This is a genomic window from Daejeonella sp., from assembly GCF_030684675.1.
In the GTDB taxonomy this organism is placed as follows: domain Bacteria; phylum Bacteroidota; class Bacteroidia; order Sphingobacteriales; family Sphingobacteriaceae; genus Daejeonella.
Window position 1 is genome coordinate 66,589 of record NZ_JAUXXZ010000016.1, and the last position, 17,611, is coordinate 84,199.

Consider the following 17,611-nt stretch of genomic DNA (forward strand, 5'->3'; position numbering starts at 1 on the left):
AATATTTTCATTCATAATTGTGTGTTTAAGGATTTTTCAACACCTTTAGTTAGCGGGTATTAATTGAAAGATTTGGTTTAATCTTTTGATCAGGAAAAGGTTTACTCATTTATATATTTCGATGCTGATTGATTAAGCATGGATTATTAAAAAGATTTAAAATGAAGAAAAAATTACGTAGCCAGCAGTGGTTTGGCAAGACTGGTAAGGATGGGATAATTTACAGGGCCTGGATGAAAAATCAGGGTATACCCGACTATGAGTTCCAGGGTAAACCGATCATCGGAATATGCAATACCTGGTCGGAACTGACCCCCTGCAATGCCCATTTCAGGGAACTGGCGGAGTCCGTTAAAAGGGGAATCTTTGAAGCCGGTGGTTTCCCGGTAGAATTTCCGGTAATGTCATTAGGCGAAACTCTGATCAAACCAACAGCGATGCTTTACCGGAATCTTGCCAGTATGGATGTAGAGGAATCGATTCGTGCAAATCCAATGGATGGTGTTGTTTTATTGTGCGGATGTGATAAAACCACCCCCTCACTGGTTATGGGCGCCTGCAGTGTCGATATTCCTACAATCGTAGTATCCGGCGGGCCAATGCTCACCGGTAAATATAATGGCAGGGATATAGGTACAAGTGATGTCTGGAGGTTCACAGATGATGTGAAATCAGGCATCATGTCTGAAGAAGAGCTTAATATTGCCGAGGCCGGATTATGCCGCAGTCAGGGGCATTGTGCCGTTATGGGTACAGCTTCGACTATGGCCACAATGGTTGAATCTTTGGGGCTAACCCTGCCTCAGAATGCGGCCATTCCGGCTGCTGATTCAAGACGGAAAGTACTGGCTCAGCTTTCAGGCAAAAGAATAGTTGAGATGGTGAGAGAAGACCAAAAATTATCAGACATCCTGACTAAAGAAGCTTTTGAAAATGCCATTAAAGTCAATGCCGCAATCGGCGGATCTACCAATTTTGTGATTCACTTATTAGCGATTGCCGGCAGAATTGGTATACCCCTTGAGATCAAAGATTTTGATCGTCTGTCTGCTTCTATTCCGCTTCTGGCGAACCTGCAACCTTCCGGAAAGTTCTTTATGGAAGATCTGTATTATGCCGGCGGAGTACCTGCACTTCTTAAGGAACTCGATTCCTTCCTCAATACGGATTGCATTACTGCGAACGGTAAAACAATTCAGGAAAATTATCAAAATGCAAAATGCTATAATCGTGATGTAATTGCTTCAATCGATAAACCATTTAACAATACCACTGCATTGGCAGTTCTTTATGGAAATATTTGCGAAAACGGCGCAGTAATCAAACCAACTGCAGCAAGTCCGCATTTGTTCCAGCACAGCGGAAAAGCAGTCGTTTTTGAAAATATTGAAGATTATAAATTAAGGATTGATGATCCTGATTTACCTGTAGATGAAAATAGCGTCCTTGTTTTAAAGAATGTAGGCCCCAAAGGCTATCCCGGAATGCCGGAGGTTGGGAATATGACCTTACCATTAAAACTGCTTGAAAAGGGAGTTAAGGATATTGTCAGAATCTCTGACGGCCGCATGAGCGGTACGGGATTTGGAACAGTTGTTTTGCACATATCGCCTGAGGCGACTCTGGGAGGAAATTTCAGTGTACTTGAAACCGGAGACCTGATCACCCTTGATCTGAATGCCCGTACACTGAATGTCGACCTCAGTACAGAAGAACTTCAGCAGAGAAAAGATAAATGGAAGCCCTCCCCTGCGCTTACTGATAGAGGCTATACCAGTCTGTACATCAATAACGTGGAACAGGCACATTTGGGCGCCGACCTTGGTTTCCTTAAAGGAGGCTCTGGCAGCGAGGTAACAAGAGACTCCCATTAAATTAGGACACTGAATATGAATTATAAGTCATTCGACAAAAAAGTAGCTATCGTTACAGGTGCAGGTCAGGGAATTGGTTTCGAAATTTGCAGACAATTAGCAAAGGAAGGAGCTGCGGTTATATTAAACGATCTTGATTCAGATCTTTCGGAGAGTGCAGCAAAGAAAATCAGGGAGGAAGATGGTAATTGCATTTCCCTTTCGGGTGATTCGAGTGATCTGGACTTCATTCAAAGCATGGTTGATCTTGCCGTAAAACAGTTCGGAAAACTGGATATAGTGATTGCAAATGCAGGTATCACTTTATTTGGCGACTTTTTAACTTACAGTCCGGAAGCCTTTAACAGAGTACTAAATGTGAATATGGCAGGCACATTCTTCCTGACACAGGCTGCTGCAAAGCAGATGAAACAACAGGCTGGTGGGGGTTCAATCCTGTTCACTTCATCAATTACCGGACGCCAGGCACATAAAGATCTGGCCGCTTATGCGATGACCAAGGCAGCACTGGATATGCTTGCAAGGAACCTGGTGATCGAACTATCTGCTTATAAAATCAATGTAAATACAATTGCTCCCGGAGCCACCATAACAGAAAGAACAACAAATGACCCTGATTATGAGACAGTTTGGTCAAAACTAACGCCCATGGGTAGACCGGGAACAACCACAGATGTTGCCGATGCTGCCCTGTTTCTGGTATCCGATAAAGCAAAACAGATTACCGGTCAATGTCTTGTTATCGATGGAGGTTGGTCCTGTATCAGTCCTTCCCCTTTTTGATCTTAAGGAATCCTAATCAAATAATGAAAGCAAAAATCCTTTTCCCTGCCCAATGCCTGCTGGGCGAAGGACCGCTTTGGCATGCCGAACGAAATTCATGCTTCTGGGTTGATATTGAGCGTGGTATTTTATTTGAGTATCAGTGGATCATCAAGGAAACCAGAACCTGGAAATTTGAAGGCAGGCTCACTATGGTTTGCCCCGGCACAGCAAATTGTCTGATTCTGGGTTTAAACGGAGGAATTGCCAGGTTTGATTTGAATACTGAGAAGCTGAAATGGATCCTGGATATTGAGTCAGAGATTACAGGAAACCGCTGTAATGATGCTAAGTGTGACATCAGTGGTAGATTATGGATTGGTACGATGGATATGGCTTTTAAACCGGGTGCCGCATCATTATACTGCATTGATAAAAATCTCAGTAAACAAAAAAAGCTGAGCAATCTGACCATTTCCAACGGGATGGGCTGGACGGCCGATAACAAGCGAATGTATTTTATTGATAGTCCCACACAAAGCGTTCAATCCTATTCATTCGACCCAATTAATGGAGATATCCTGTTTGAGAAAAACGCTGTTCATATTCCTGAAGAAATGGGCACACCCGATGGAATGTGTATCGACCGGGAAGGTATGTTATGGGTAGCACATTGGGGAGGTTTTGGTGTTTACCGCTGGAATCCCTTAAATGGGGGACTTCTCGAAAAGATTGAAATACCCGTCCCCCATGTAACGTCCTGTGCTTTCGCTGGTGAGAATCTTGATCACCTGATCATTACCACCGCCAGAGGAGATCTGAATGATGATGAACTGAAAAAATATCCGGAAAGCGGAAATGTATTCTTTTTAAAGATGGAGGTTAGAGGAACAGAACCCAATACCTGCATTTTTTGACCCGGCCAGGATTCAAATCGAGTTCTTGTCTAAAATATTCCAACAGCAACCTGTATCCTGATAATCAAAGCTGACAGAAAAACTCAGAACAAAAATTCTATCTTTGCGCCAATTAAGCTAAAAGTTGAAAGCTTAATACTTACAAATATAACTTACAAACAAAAATGGCATTACAGTGCGGTATAGTTGGATTACCAAATGTTGGAAAATCTACACTTTTTAATTGTTTATCGAACGCAAAGGCGCAGGCGGCAAATTTTCCATTCTGCACCATCGAACCTAATATCGGTGTGATTACTGTACCTGATCACCGTTTAACCAAGCTTGCAGAACTGGTAAAGCCGGTTAAAGTTCAACCAAATACTATTGAAATCGTAGATATTGCCGGGCTCGTAAAAGGAGCCAGCAAAGGCGAAGGACTTGGAAACCAGTTTCTAGGAAATATACGTGCTACCAATGCAATCATACATGTTCTTCGCTGTTTTGATGATGACAATGTGATCCATGTGGATGGTTCGATTGATCCGATAAGAGATAAAGAAATCATTGATACTGAATTGCAGTTAAAAGACCTTGATGCTGTTTCAAAGCGCATCCAAAAGGTTGAGAAAATGGCTAAAACAGGAAATGATAAGGATGCTAAAAAGACTTATGAGGTTTGCAATATCGTTAAAGCACACCTTGAATCAGGCAAATCTGTGCGTACCGCTCCTATCAGTGAAGAAGACAAAGAATATATCGCCGACCTGTTTTTATTGACAGAAAAGCCGGTGATGTATGTGTGTAATGTTGATGAGAAATCTGTAGTCAGTGGCAACCAGTATGTAGATAAGGTTCGTGAAGCAGTTAAGGAAGAAAATGCAGAGGTGCTGGTTATTTCAGCTCAAATTGAGGCAGAAATAGCTTCTCTTGAAAGTTTTGAAGAAAGACAAATGTTTCTGGAAGATCTGGGACTGAGCGAGTCGGGAGTAACCCAATTAATACGTGCCGCCTATAAATTACTAAAGCTTGCGACCTATTTCACTGCCGGTGTGCAGGAAGTGAGAGCCTGGACCATTACACAGGGTTTTACAGCCCCACAGGCTGCCGGAGTTATTCACACCGATTTTGAAAAGGGTTTTATACGAGCAGAGGTGATCAAATATGAGGATTTTGTAAATCTCGGTTCTGAAGCCGCATGTAAAGAAGCCGGAAAGTTGGGTGTTGAAGGCAAAACTTATATTGTGCAGGATGGAGATATCATGCATTTCAGATTTAATGTTTAGACCTTGCCGCTAATAGTGGAATAACTATATTTGTAGTCTAATCTTTTTGTCTTAAAGATTGTACCCATAGTTCAATGGATAGAATTGCAGATTCCGGTTCTGCTGATGGGGGTTCGAATCCCTCTGGGTACACACAATTTCCATAGTTCAATGCCCGCCCGGCTGAACGCCGTTCGGACGGGGATAGAATTGCAGATTCCGGTTCTGCTGATGAGGGTTCGAATCCCTCTGGGCACACTTATTTTAATGTCAAATGAACTAAAAGCCTGCAAATCAAATGATTGCAGACTTTTGTATTTTAGTCAAAATGCCATTTTATTCCGCTTTTCCCACCAAAAGAGTGAGCGATTAGGTGAGTAAATTTTCAAGGATTCCCAACTCACCAAATTGCTCATAAACAATTGATTAACAACATGTTCTATAACTGAATATCTTGACCAGCCTATTCTGCATAGCTACATTAAAGCAAGAGATCACTTTGGCCTGATGACTTCTGCAAAAGAAATGGAAGAACTGGTACAGGAAACACGGCAACAGGTTATAAACCTTTAAATAAAGGCGAACTTATTCAAAGGTTAGGACAGTAGGTGCTTTCAATAGTGCCAAGTAATCTCGCTTATATGGTTCAAGCTTCGTTTTCAACTCCTTTATTAGCATTAACTCATTCTGTTGGCAGTTTAACATGCCAGAGAAACGAATATTTGAAAAGACTTGCAACAATACTATCTTTAGAGGGGGATGACAGTAACTACTTGCAACAGTCTTATAGCCGTACCTAAATTTAAATCAATAGGTAACTTTGTGCTTAAGGTAAATCCATGGCCGAATAAGCAAGAATTCATGAGATACACACCTGATATTTACAAAGCGGAAATTTTAAGTTCAGCTGTTTACTATCGAGACTTAGTTTTTATAGAATTTGATAAAAATTTAAAAATAGATGGTGTAAACAGACTATTTACTTATTACAAAGGGATCGGTGCTTTAAAGGATAAAGTTTATTATGAGCTAATAGCACAATGGTGGAATAAAAATCTGCTTTATACACTTCAAGGACAATTTTCAGATCCTCAATTGACAAAAACTCAAATTGATGAATTCAAAGAGGTAATAAAAACAATAAAACTAACAAACTCTAACCGACAGTAAACGCCTTATAATAGCCAGAATGTCTCTACAATGATATATCGTAGGAAAATTAACCTAAAGAACCAAGTCTAAGAAGGATATCTGAAAGAGAAGCTATAAAAAATAATGAGCTCGAAAGATTTCATTTAGAATAAAGACAAGCATTAAAGCACGAGACATCCATTTCACTACCCACACAAATTTAGCGGTGCCGGATAATGAGTAAAGGCTATACACAGCGGGCAGAGGTGTTTTATTTTCATCGGCTTGCCCGGCTTTGACACATTATCTGGCTATCCGCTTTTGATGCTTAAGTGGTAAAATGGCTGACTCTGTAAAATGGTACAAGGGTTTCCAGATAGAACCTACCAAATGATCTTAACGGAATAAGGTGCAAAATTCCTGTCTTTGCCAATAATGGTTAATTTATCAGTAATTGCCTGTGCAATTATCAGTCGGTCAAAGGGATCTTTATGATGAAAATCGAGGTTAACTAATCGATTTGTATGTTCAAATGTCAGCGGAAGAATTTCAAAGCCATTATTAATAGCAAGGAATTTCAACTCCTGGAATGGTATATCCAGTTTAAGTTTACCGAGGCTGCTCTTTATTGCAATTTCCCAAAAGGAAGCTATACTGATAAATTTTGTATTCTTTATATTTTCAATGGCTGATTTAGCCTTATCGGAAAGTTCTTCACTACCATTTATGAACCATAGGAATGTATGGGTATCTAAAAGGTAGTCCATTGATTACATATATTCTTTAAAGTCTTCGAGAGGTTCATCAAAATCATCCGACAGATGAATTTGATCTTTTGCACAACCAAACTGCGGAACAATATCTTTTTTCTTTCCAGAAGATTTCACTATTAAGAAATCCACAAAATCACTTACCTCTGATTTTAAATCAGGAGAAAGTGTTTCAAGTTTAGTATATAAAGTTAAGCTCGACATATCAAATAGATAAGTATTACAAATTTAATCAATATTGTTGAACAATTCAAGGACAGCAAATGCGATCTTTATTTAAGTTTATTTTGCAATAAAGCTGCGGTTTCCGTATCTTCATACATAGGATTTGCAGCTATACCAACGGTAAATCAAAGCGGTGAGTAGTTCGGTGAGTACAGACTTAAAAGCCCTTGGATTATAAAATATAGCCTTTTTAGGGCCGGGTTCGGGAGTCTCCGGGTAAACACAATTTCCATAGTTCAATGCCCGACCGGCTGAACACCGTTCGGACGGGGATAAAATTGCAGATTCCGGTTCTGCCCACCCAGCTAGGGCCGTACAGACGGGCTGATGGGGGTTCGAATCCCTCTCTCTGGGTACACAAACCCCGGATTAATTCCGGGGCTTTTTTTTGCCTCAATAATTTCTGAGTCCTCTATTTCAACTCCTTTATTTTAATACTTCGGAAGTATACTTCATCACCATGATCCTGCAATAAAATCTTGCCTTTTGCGGCAGTTCCAAAACCCTGGACTGCTTTAAACTTGCTAAGGCTTATGTTTTGCATAAAGTCTGCAGAACCCCGCTGATACTCCAGAACCCGGATGCCGTTTAACCAGTGCTCCACTTTATTATCAGGATAAACCCTGATCATGCCCTGATTCCACTCACCCACTTTTTTTAAAGAATATGGGATCTTTTGTGAAGGCATTATATCATACAATGATGCCTGAGTCCGGTTACCGTTTATCCCCAATTTTGCATCCGGATGATTTTCATCATCCAGTATCTGATATTCCAGCCCCAGAATTGAGCCTCCCAAATTGCTGACAAGATATTTCAGTCCGCCGTTTGCAGCCTTGCTTAGTTTAAAATCAAACTTCAGCTCAAATGCTAAAAACTCCTTTTCACTAACAATATCCCCTCCTTTTGCCTTCTCACCGGGGATATCTTTCTGAACACTTAAAATTCCATTCTGAATTTGCCAGCCTTCAGCAGGAAAAGCTGATCCATTTGCTGCAGTCCAGCCCTTTGTGGATTTTCCATCCCATAACAAACGATATCCCTGCTTTTTCTCAAGTGCTGTCAGATCATTTGTGACCATATTCACAACAAAAATATCTTCGGGGGCTGAAAGCTTGAGGTTTTCAGTTTTAATACGAATATTTCTCCATCTTATCTGACGACCCTGAGGTTCAGATGAAGGAATCGCATGCACCTGCATCGCTATGAATCCTTTAGTGGTCATATCGTCAATAAGGTGAGAAACCGGAATCCCATTCACCCAGGTACGGATGCTATTCCCGATACATTCAATTCGATACTTATTCCAATCATTAATTTTATAGGCAGTTTTAGCTGCAGGATTCAATTCCAGATTATATAACCAACCTCTTCTGCCCTCATCATAAACACCACCACTCCAGGCCCTGGCTGAGGGATCAATCTCCATCTGATAACCATGCACTCTTCCATTCTGATATTCAGACTTACTCAGGCTTCTGAACTGAATTCCTGAATTCATCAATGGATGTGCCAGCAACTCTACTTCAAGAATGAAATCTCCATACTCTTTTTCGGTTGCAAGAAAGGAGTTAGGTGTACTGGATACAGTAGTTCCAACAATCTCGTCTCCTTTGGCTTCGTAGATTGCTTTCCCACCAAGCAGCTTCCAGCCGCTAAGATCTTTTCCATTATAAAGGTTCACCCAGCCTGAATTAGATCGCTGAGCGAATACGTTCACTGAAACAAGCAGGAACAACAATGTAATTAACTTCGAATTCATAGAATTATTTTTATTAAATGTACAAATTCCTGCCAATCAACCTAAGCAAGACAATAATATAACCTGTGTTTGATATTTCGATATAAGGCAGGGAAAAAATACTTTATAATTGGTCAGATAAGGCTCTGGAACCACAATTATTAGATTTTGGAAAGCAATACCTGTGTGTTATAGGCTGGTTCAGCCCTTTCCTCCGGAGTATTTCTGGCAAGAAATTGCGTTCTATTTCAAATTACTAAAAGCCGGAAGATACCTCCTCCGGCAAGGTTTATTTTACCCGGAGCTGTATTTCATGGGGACGGACAGCCCCTGCTTTCTAAAAATAGAAAATTATGCAATCTAAAATAGCCCGGCAAGATTTTATATCGAACTCGCGTTAATATATACCCTCCGGGTCAGCTTCCTGATAATTGCCTTTATAAATTCTTCCAAAAATACCTTACTTTCAATCCGAAAAAATACCTCATATGAAACGATTCTATTTTGCTTTTTCAATACTAATTATGTGCTCCTGCGGGGTTTCCAGAGAGCAGGCCATAACATCCCAAAAATCTTTATCCAATGAATTAAAGATAATGAGTTATAATATACATATCGGTAACCCTCCCTCAAAACCGGGTCTTATTGATATGGAAGCCATTATTAAAGCAATTAAAACTGAAGATCCTGATCTGATAGCTTTGCAGGAAGTGGATGTAAACACTCTAAGGTCAGGAAAGATTAATCAGGCAGATATCATTGCAAGGAAACTCGGAATGAACTTCTTCTTTGCAAAAGCAATCGACCATGATGGCGGCGATTACGGGGTTGCTTTATTATCTAAATTTCCGATCAGCGAAACAAAAATCCATCGCCTGACCACGGTGGCAGGAAGTGGTGGCGAACCCAGGGTAATCGCAACAGCAAGAATCCAGTTAAAAAATGGAAAATATATTCGTTTTGGTGCGACCCATCTCGATCATTTGAGGAATCCAGTTAACAGAGTAGTACAGATTGATGAGATCAATAAAACAGGAACTGAAGAAAAACTTCCATTCATTATCGCTGGTGATCTGAATGCCGTAAACGAGTCAGAAGAGATACAAAAGCTTGATCAGGTATTCATGCGAACCTGCAGTAAGTGTGAGCCTACATTTCCAGTTGTAACACCAAACAGAACCATTGATTTCATTGCTTTTAAGAAAACAGATCCTTTCAGTGTTATTTCACATCGTGTAATACAGGAGCACTATGCATCAGATCATTTACCGGTAGTAGCATTGTTACGTTTCTAAGTCGGCAATTTTGAATAAGAATAAGCTAGTTTTATCATCAGATTCTACAATCAAGGTTTAACAATAAATAGATAACATATTGTCAGTTAAAAACAATTTAAAAAGCATTCTGATCTTACTATCAGTAGTATGCTCTCAATCGAATGTATTTGCACAAGATCCGTTCGCCGGACTTGAACCGCTATTCACAGAACCAAAATCCTATACGCTCTTTCGGGCCTCTGCTCCATTAAGCATGGATGGAGAACTGAACGAAAAAAGCTGGACAGATGCTCTATGGACTGAATACTTTATTGATATAGAGGGAGATTTAAAACCTGCCCCTACCTATAAAACAAGGGTGAAAATGTTGTGGGATGCAAATTACCTGTACGTTGCTGCCGAGATGGAAGAACCACATTTATGGGCAAACAAACAACCGGAAAAAGATATCATATTCAGAGATAATGTGTTCAAAATATTTATTGACCCAGATAATAATATGAATGATGATTTTGAGATTCAGATAAATCCTCAGAATAAAATGCTTTTTCTAATCATGAATAAGCCATACAGAGATGCAGGAACACCAGTAACAGGCTGGGATCCAATTGGATATAAATCAGGAGTGAAACTTTTAGGAACGATCAATAATTCAGGCGATAAAGATCAGGGATGGGTAGCAGAAGTAGCAATACCACTTGCGGCATTAAAGTTTGACCCACATAACAGTAAACAAAATACCAACTTCAGAATCAATTTTTTAAGAACCAACTTTGATTTTATTGTAAAGGACAGAGTTTACTCGAAAGCAATGGACAACAATGGCAAAGCCTTCCCTCCCCATTATTCATGCTTTACATCACAGGGAATAATTAATATGCATTACCCTGAGCGATGGGCTTATACTGTATTTTCAGATAAGGCTCCGGCTGCCCAATCAGAAAAATTCAGTTTACCCTATTCAGAAAAGCAAAGAAAATATTTATGGCTTGCTTATTACAGGCAAAAGGAATTCTTTAAGCTTAATAAAAAATATGCCAACAGTCTGAAAGATTTGAACGTTCCTGAATCAGGGATTCTGATTGATGGAAAAAGCAATTTGTTAAGCATGGAAGCAACCTCAAAGCAATTTTTGGTGCTGATCAGGGAAAATGGTAGTGCAAACAGTATCAGTGTTGATCATGACGGACTGATCATTTATTAAATTCTAAATCTAACAACAATGAAACTAAAACTATTCCTGGCATCCATGCTAATGCTTAGCCAGCTAATTAGTCCCTCCTTTGCTCAAAAAACAGAACTACTGATTCTGCCAACTATTCATGCCGGACACAAAAAGAATGTTAATTACAATTTTAATCATGTAAGAAACATCATCAAAAACTTCAAACCTGATATCATTGCCCTGGAAATTCGTCCTGAGGATCTGGATCAGGATACGATCTATCTCCATAAGTTCTATAATCCCGAAATGGTCATGTTTTTAAAGGAATTTCCTGAAGCAGGAAAAGCCGGAATTGATTTCATGGGTGCTGATGTTGCAGGCAAACCATTGCCTGAAAACTTTCTGAAAGATACTGTTAATGAGTTTGGAAAATTCAGATTAATGAATCAGAAATTAATGCGCGATAGTGCTATTGTTAAAGCCCGGATTGAAAAAGGGCTTCCGGATCTGATCAGTAAAAGAGGTAAAATGATGGCCGGTTTAGGCGCGAATGATTTGATGACAGGAAAATATGATGCTTTAACCGAAGAATTTACAGTATCACAAGCCAAAATATTGAGAAATACTCCCTACCAATATTATGATGATTTTCAGGTTATGCGGGATCAGCGAATAGCCGATAACGTCAAAGCAATCGCAAAAAAGAATAAAGGCAAGCGCATAATCGTACTTACAGGAGCCAATCATAGGAACAGGGCAGTAAAACTACTTGCGAAGGTAAAATCAGTAAACCTTGTGAATCAGGTTCAGGACAACTGATGACATTTCAATTTTTTTTTCTTCAAGAATACTATCTGAAATATACTAAGCAAATACAAAAAACTGTTTAATGGTTAAAATCCTTAATTTTGATTAAGGCAACCATGAATAAATATATTTATTTCTTAGTTATTTTCCTGTTCTCCTTAGCTGCAAATGCACAAAAGGTCGGTCTTGTTTTTAGCGGAGGAGGTGCAAAAGGATTAGCACATATCGGAGTCCTGAAGGCTCTTGAAGAAAACAATATCCCAATTGACTATATCGTAGGCACCTCGATGGGTGGGATTGTCGGCGGAATGTATGCCTCAGGTTACAGTCCCGAAGAAATTGAAACCATTGCCCTCAGCCCTGATTTTCAAAACTGGGTAAGTGGCCATTACAAAAATGAATACCGCTATTTCTATAATAAAAAGCCTGAAAACCCTTCATTTATAACCGCCAAATTACAGGTAGATACCGGATTTCAAGTCAAGTTACGTTCCAACCTGATTAATGACATCCCATTGAATTTTGCATTGCTCGAGCTTTATGGACAGGCCTCAGCAATCGCAAAAGACGATTTTAATCATCTTTTTGTACCATTCAGGTGCATCGTTGCGGATGTATTTTCACAAAAAATGATCCCGGTTTCAAATGGAAATCTGGCAGAAGCTATTCGGGGGACCTTTACTGTACCCCTTGTCTACCGTCCTATTAAAGTGAATGATAAGTATGTATTTGATGGCGGTTTGTACAATAATTTTCCGGTGGATGTGCTCAAGAAAGATTTCGAACCTGATTATATTATTGGAACCAATGTTTCTTCCAAGACCTTCAGCGAATATCCTAAAGAAAATGATGAAAAATTAATGAACCGTTTTCTGGTATATATGTTCCTGTCAAAAACTGACTCATCTGCAATAGGAAAAAATGGAACCTATATTCAGCCTGATCTTGAAGAATATTCTACCACTAATTTCTCACCAGTGGCAGAACTAATTAAAAAGGGGTATGAAGCAGCTCTAGCAAATATTCCTGCGATTAAAAAATCGATTTCAAGAGAAATTACTAAAGATGAACTGAATAAAAAAAGAGCAGCTTTTAAGGGGCGTTTAGGGTTTCTGGAGTTCAACAATATAATTGCAAGCGGAGTAAATTCAAAGCAGAAAGATTATGTAGAGCGGGTTATTGAGAATACTATTGATGTATTTAGCAGTCTGGAAGAGGTTAAAAAAGGATATTACAAATTAGTCGCGGATGATAATTTCGAGACTGTTTATCCGAGAATAAAATACGAATCTGAGAAGGATCTATATAATTTCGAGGTACAGGTTCAACCTGAAAAAAACTTCAAAATAGATTTTGGGGGTGCTATTTCAACCAGGCCAATCAGTAATGCTTATGTAGGTTTACAGTATAACTATCTGAGAAAGAAGTCTTATACCTTCTCTGCCAATTTTTATGCAGGAGGATTTTATGAATCTGCTCAAACAAGTGCACGTGTAGATTTCCCGAGCAAACTTCCAGTATATCTGGAAGCAGAGATGACCTATAACCACTGGAACTATTTCAACAAAAGTCAGATCTTTATTCAGAACATAAAACCCTCCTTTATTGAGCAATCAGATCGCAGAATCGTTTTGAAGCTCGGAATACCATTTACCAAAAATGGAAAACTGGAAGCTCAGGCAGGATTTATAAGCTTCGATGATCAGTATAGCCCAAATCAGCGATTTACCTTTGGAGATATCATGGACTTCAACAGTTTTAATGGTTTAATGGGCTCATTGAATTATACCCGGAATTCATTAAATCGAAGACAATATGCAAGCAGCGGGTCATCTATTCAGGTTGGAATTAACATGTATTCAGGCACTGAATCATATTCCCCCGGAAATATCTTCAGGGAAGAACCAGGGTTTACCAGAATACAGAATACAAAAACCAATCGTGAATGGATAAAAGCTATGATTAGCAGGGAATCCTATGTTTTAAACTCAAAAATCTATTCATTAGGCTTCTTAACAGAAGCAGTATTTAGCAATAAACCGCTATTCAGTACATACAAGTCAACCTTATTGAGTGCCCCGGCATTCAATCCCCTACAGGATTCAAAATCCTCGTACATTGAAAATTTCAGGGCGAATTCTTATGGGGCTTTTGGCATGAAAAATGTATTTCACCTGTATAAAAAGCTTGATTTACGGGCAGAAGGATATATTTTCCAGCCGTTCAAAGTATTTCAGTTAGATAATTTACAATCAGTTAGTTATGCTGGTATATTTACAAAAAGCTATTATGCTGCTACTGCCGGACTTGTTTATAATACGCTTGCAGGACCGCTAAGTTTAAGCCTCAATCATTATTCTGAGGAGCAAAAACGATTTGGACTAATGTTTCATATCGGATTTTTAATTTATAATAAACGATCATTCGAATGAGATTAATCAAACTTGCACTGTTTTCACTTTCAATACTATTAATTTGTGAATCAGCATACACTCAAAGCAACACAATTGCCGGAACAGAGATTACAATCAACAATTTTATTGTTAAGGAAAACCTCTATAAGAACAATCAGTTAGCAATTATTGCTGCAGATTCGGTTGATAAGCCGATTGAAAATCTGAGCGGTACATTTAAGTTCAGCATCAACGGATTTGAGCAGGAACTAAAATTCAATAATGGGGCCGCAGTTGTCCCACAGCCTATAAGCAAATCAACGTTTATTTATGTAAGGCATGAAAATGAATCCGGAAATCGGGGCAAATTATATTATGTGATTAAAAAATATGATATGATTAACCCCATAAAAATTAGTTGGCTGGTATTGGTGCTTGTACCTGCCCTAATTATTTTACTCGCTATGATGTTCAGAAAGTTTATAATAATCGCCGGAATTTTACTTATTGTAATGTTTTACTTCAATACAAGTAATGGACTGAAGATCTCTACATTTTTTGATACGGTATTTGATGGACTTAAGAACTTATTTTAGGTAAAAGGCAATATTAGTTTAAGAAACTGAAGACAATCTTTCTATCTTAACCTGAGTTTGATATAAGGAAGGGTAAAAAATGCGATTATAATTGGTCAGATAAGGCTCTGGAGCTACAATGATTAGATTTTGGAAATCAATACCTGTGAGTTATAGGCTGGTTCAGTCCTTTCCTACGGAGTATTTCCAGCAAGAAATCGCGTTCTGGTTCAAATTACGAATAGCCGGAAGATACCTCCTCCGGCAAGGTTTATTTTAGCCGGGGCTGTTTTTCATCGGAACGGCCCGGCAACAGGACCATCTATCGAACTCAGGTTATCTTATATCTAACTACTAAATACTAAAACTAAAACGGCATTCCAATTCCAAAATTATACTGTACAAAGCGATAAACATCAGGTCGATGTGTACTGGCATAATTATCTTTAAATTCCTTTTTATTGAATAGGTATTTTATCACATATTGGTCTGAACCAGTGAATTGTGGATCTTTTAATTTAACTCCTGCGTCAAGTCTGAACACAAAATAATTGAGATCGAAACGTAAACCAGCTCCCACACCTACCGCAAGTTGGTTGAAAAATTGATTGAATTTAAATTCACCACCCGGATTTTCGACACTTGCCTTTCTCCTCCAAATATTACCAAAGTCAGTAAATGTGGCACCTTTTACCTTTGCACCCATGAAACTATTAACAATTTTAAACCTATACTCAAGATTCCCTTCCAGCTTATATTCACCTAACTGATCCAGATTTCGAAGGTTTGCTCTGAGAGTATCTGCCTTCCCATCTGTTCCCAATACAGCCCTGTTATAATTACCGGGGCCTAAAGTACGTGCCTGCCATGCCCTAACTCCACTTGATCCTCCGGCAAAAAAGTTTTTTTCAAAGGTAAGCTGATCACTATTTCCATAGGCCAGACCAATTCCAGGATTCAAACGCGCGACGAATTGCTTATCGCCACCCAAATAGCGGTAGTACCGTATATCCAATTCGGTTTTTACATATTGCTGATAGGGTAAGCCGAAAATAGTTCTAAATCCATCAGCATCCCTTTTAAATTTGATCAGCTTATCAAGAATACCAAGTGAATTTCCGGCTAAGTCAACCGACCCCCTGAAAAACAGAAAATTATTGTAATTATCGAGTCTGTTGGCATTATAAGTGAAAGCATATTGGCTACCTAAATTGAAAAATTGACGGTCATTCGTTTTAACATACAGTCCAAATCCACGTTGTAATAAACTATCTCTAAACACAGGGTCAAGTACACCCTTTCTAAACTCAATATTGATTGGGGTATACGAATGAAGTTTGGATTTGGTCTCTACCCAGTCGTAGGTAATGGAATTTATAAATACCCGGCTTCTGAAAGCAGCCCGCTGGTCAAATGATTGCATGCTGCTGGATATTGTAGTATGAGGCATTCCATTTCTCCCTATATCCGGAATTCTAAAAGGGACAAGCAATTTTGGCAGGATCAGATTAATTCCGAGCTGAAGATCCCTGCTGAAAACCCGATCCAGGATTTTTTTATCAGAGGTAGCATCGAATAAAACACCGTATTTTGCTTTTACCTCAAGAAGCTCGGCTCCTCCGAAAAGATTTCTGTTTGTATAGGTATTCCCAATGTTAAATCCGTTCCGCCCCGAGTTAAAGGTGTACTCACCCTCAATTCTATTGCTCATCCGCTTCAGAGGTGAAATATCATATCTGGGATTAAGCTTATTTGTACTGTCGCTGGTTTTAGTATAATCAATTTTCAGGTTTCTGAAAACATTCAGATCATAAAGCCTGTCATAAGTAAGTTCTTCATTTTCAATATTATATATATCATCCTTTTTCAAAAAGATATATTTCTTTATCGGTTTTGGCTTGAATTTGCCGGAGTAATCGATAAAACGAAACTGTGAGTCCACCTGCAGGGTATCTGCCTTTAATCCTTCAAACTTACCTTCACTGGCCCGAATGGTTACCTGACTGTTATTAATAGTATAAACCTGGTGTGCCAACTTCCCTTCGGGATTGGTAAGAAACAACTTCAGATCTGCCTGACTGTCGGATAAATTACTGTCAACATCAAATCTTACATACTGACGAACATAGTCGAAATACCCATTTTTCTTCATCATCCGGTAAATCTGTTCGCGTTCTAAGGCAAGGGAATCTGAATCAAAGCGATTGCCTTCACGCATCCTACTGAAACTCTCCCGATTTTTTTCATAGATCGCTAAAACGGCAGAATCCGCAATTTTATATTCTATTTTTCTGATTTTAAATTCAGGCCCCTGAGTAGCTACAAATTTGATAATTGCATGTTTATCCTTAACTTCTATTTCACTCTTAACTTTGGCATTGAAAAACCCTTTGGTAGCCAGAAATTTTTCTATCTGAACTCTGGATATCTCCACCAGAGAACTGTCAAGCAGGTGTGGAGCTTCCCCAATGGCCTTAACCTTGTCTGTTCTGTATTTACCATTTCTTGTATTGAAGGTATTATATAATGCCAGATTCAATCGTGAGTTTGTGCGAATATCACTTTGCACAAAGGTTAATGCAGTTTCTTTAAATTGCTTATCCACCCCTGTCAGTTCAACCTTTTTCACAAGAGCCTGATCTTCGGCAAGATATCGGGTTGCATTACACGAGCCTAGGATTAATATAATCAAAAGCAGTATACTTGTAAGTAAGGAACTACGGTAGATAA

The 17,611-nt window shown here is 39.0% G+C and carries 14 protein-coding genes and 1 tRNA gene; 11 read left to right on the forward strand and 4 right to left on the reverse strand.

The genetic code is table 11. The annotated features are described in order from the left end of the window. The first annotated feature begins 161 nt into the window (after positions 1 to 161). The 6 genes from Q8M41_RS02715 (at position 162) to Q8M41_RS02740 (ending at position 5,967) form a co-directional block, all read left to right on the forward strand. Positions 162 to 1,874: an IlvD/Edd family dehydratase gene (locus Q8M41_RS02715; RefSeq protein ID WP_305363703.1), complete on the forward strand. Its 1,713-nt coding sequence runs from the start codon at positions 162 to 164 to the stop codon at positions 1,872 to 1,874. A 15-nt stretch (positions 1,875 to 1,889) separates the two neighbouring features. Further along, a complete protein-coding gene (locus Q8M41_RS02720) occupies positions 1,890 to 2,657 on the forward strand; it encodes an SDR family NAD(P)-dependent oxidoreductase (protein WP_305363704.1) in 768 nt (255 codons plus the stop codon). A gap of 23 nt (positions 2,658 to 2,680) precedes the next feature. Beyond that, a complete protein-coding gene (locus Q8M41_RS02725) occupies positions 2,681 to 3,553 on the forward strand; it encodes an SMP-30/gluconolactonase/LRE family protein (protein WP_305363705.1) in 873 nt (290 codons plus the stop codon). Between the two features lie 164 nt (positions 3,554 to 3,717). Next, the gene (gene ychF / locus Q8M41_RS02730; protein WP_305363706.1) at positions 3,718 to 4,818 is read left to right on the forward strand and encodes a redox-regulated ATPase YchF; all 1,101 of its coding nucleotides are present in this window, start codon (positions 3,718 to 3,720) and stop codon (positions 4,816 to 4,818) included. A 60-nt stretch (positions 4,819 to 4,878) separates the two neighbouring features. Then, positions 4,879 to 4,950: transfer RNA gene (locus Q8M41_RS02735), tRNA-Arg, on the forward strand. 606 nt (positions 4,951 to 5,556) lie between these two features. After that, positions 5,557 to 5,967, forward strand: a complete 411-nt coding sequence (locus Q8M41_RS02740; RefSeq protein WP_305363707.1) for a hypothetical protein — start codon at positions 5,557 to 5,559, stop codon at positions 5,965 to 5,967. 344 nt (positions 5,968 to 6,311) lie between these two features. On the opposite strand, the gene Q8M41_RS02745 is transcribed toward Q8M41_RS02740, so the two are convergent. The 3 genes from Q8M41_RS02745 to Q8M41_RS02755 form a co-directional block, all read right to left on the reverse strand. After that, entirely contained in the window at positions 6,312 to 6,695 is a 384-nt protein-coding gene (locus tag Q8M41_RS02745) for a type II toxin-antitoxin system VapC family toxin (protein WP_305363708.1), read from the reverse strand. A 3-nt stretch (positions 6,696 to 6,698) separates the two neighbouring features. Continuing rightward, positions 6,699 to 6,902: a DUF2281 domain-containing protein gene (locus Q8M41_RS02750; protein WP_305363709.1), complete on the reverse strand. Its 204-nt coding sequence runs from the start codon at positions 6,900 to 6,902 to the stop codon at positions 6,699 to 6,701. Between the two features lie 433 nt (positions 6,903 to 7,335). Further along, complete coding sequence (locus Q8M41_RS02755; RefSeq protein WP_305363710.1) at positions 7,336 to 8,685, reverse strand: DUF1080 domain-containing protein; 1,350 nt, start codon at positions 8,683 to 8,685, stop codon at positions 7,336 to 7,338. A 467-nt stretch (positions 8,686 to 9,152) separates the two neighbouring features. Between Q8M41_RS02755 and Q8M41_RS02760 the strand changes: the two genes are divergently transcribed. The 5 genes from Q8M41_RS02760 (at position 9,153) to Q8M41_RS02780 (ending at position 14,902) form a co-directional block, all read left to right on the forward strand. Further along, positions 9,153 to 9,959, forward strand: a complete 807-nt coding sequence (locus Q8M41_RS02760) for an endonuclease/exonuclease/phosphatase family protein (RefSeq protein ID WP_305363711.1) — start codon at positions 9,153 to 9,155, stop codon at positions 9,957 to 9,959. 79 nt (positions 9,960 to 10,038) lie between these two features. Further along, the gene (locus Q8M41_RS02765; RefSeq protein ID WP_305363712.1) at positions 10,039 to 11,145 is read left to right on the forward strand and encodes a carbohydrate-binding family 9-like protein; all 1,107 of its coding nucleotides are present in this window, start codon (positions 10,039 to 10,041) and stop codon (positions 11,143 to 11,145) included. 18 nt (positions 11,146 to 11,163) lie between these two features. Beyond that, positions 11,164 to 11,925, forward strand: a complete 762-nt coding sequence (locus tag Q8M41_RS02770) for a hypothetical protein (protein WP_305363713.1) — start codon at positions 11,164 to 11,166, stop codon at positions 11,923 to 11,925. 104 nt (positions 11,926 to 12,029) lie between these two features. Continuing rightward, positions 12,030 to 14,345: a patatin-like phospholipase family protein gene (locus tag Q8M41_RS02775; protein WP_305363714.1), complete on the forward strand. Its 2,316-nt coding sequence runs from the start codon at positions 12,030 to 12,032 to the stop codon at positions 14,343 to 14,345. Next, on the forward strand, positions 14,342 to 14,902 hold the full coding sequence (locus tag Q8M41_RS02780) for a hypothetical protein (protein ID WP_305363715.1): 561 nt from the start codon (positions 14,342 to 14,344) through the stop codon (positions 14,900 to 14,902). The genes Q8M41_RS02775 and Q8M41_RS02780 overlap by 4 nt, the downstream gene beginning before the upstream one ends. 346 nt (positions 14,903 to 15,248) lie before the next feature. On the opposite strand, the gene Q8M41_RS02785 is transcribed toward Q8M41_RS02780, so the two are convergent. Continuing rightward, positions 15,249 to 17,573: a BamA/TamA family outer membrane protein gene (locus tag Q8M41_RS02785; RefSeq protein ID WP_305363716.1), complete on the reverse strand. Its 2,325-nt coding sequence runs from the start codon at positions 17,571 to 17,573 to the stop codon at positions 15,249 to 15,251. Positions 17,574 to 17,611 lie beyond the last annotated feature (38 nt).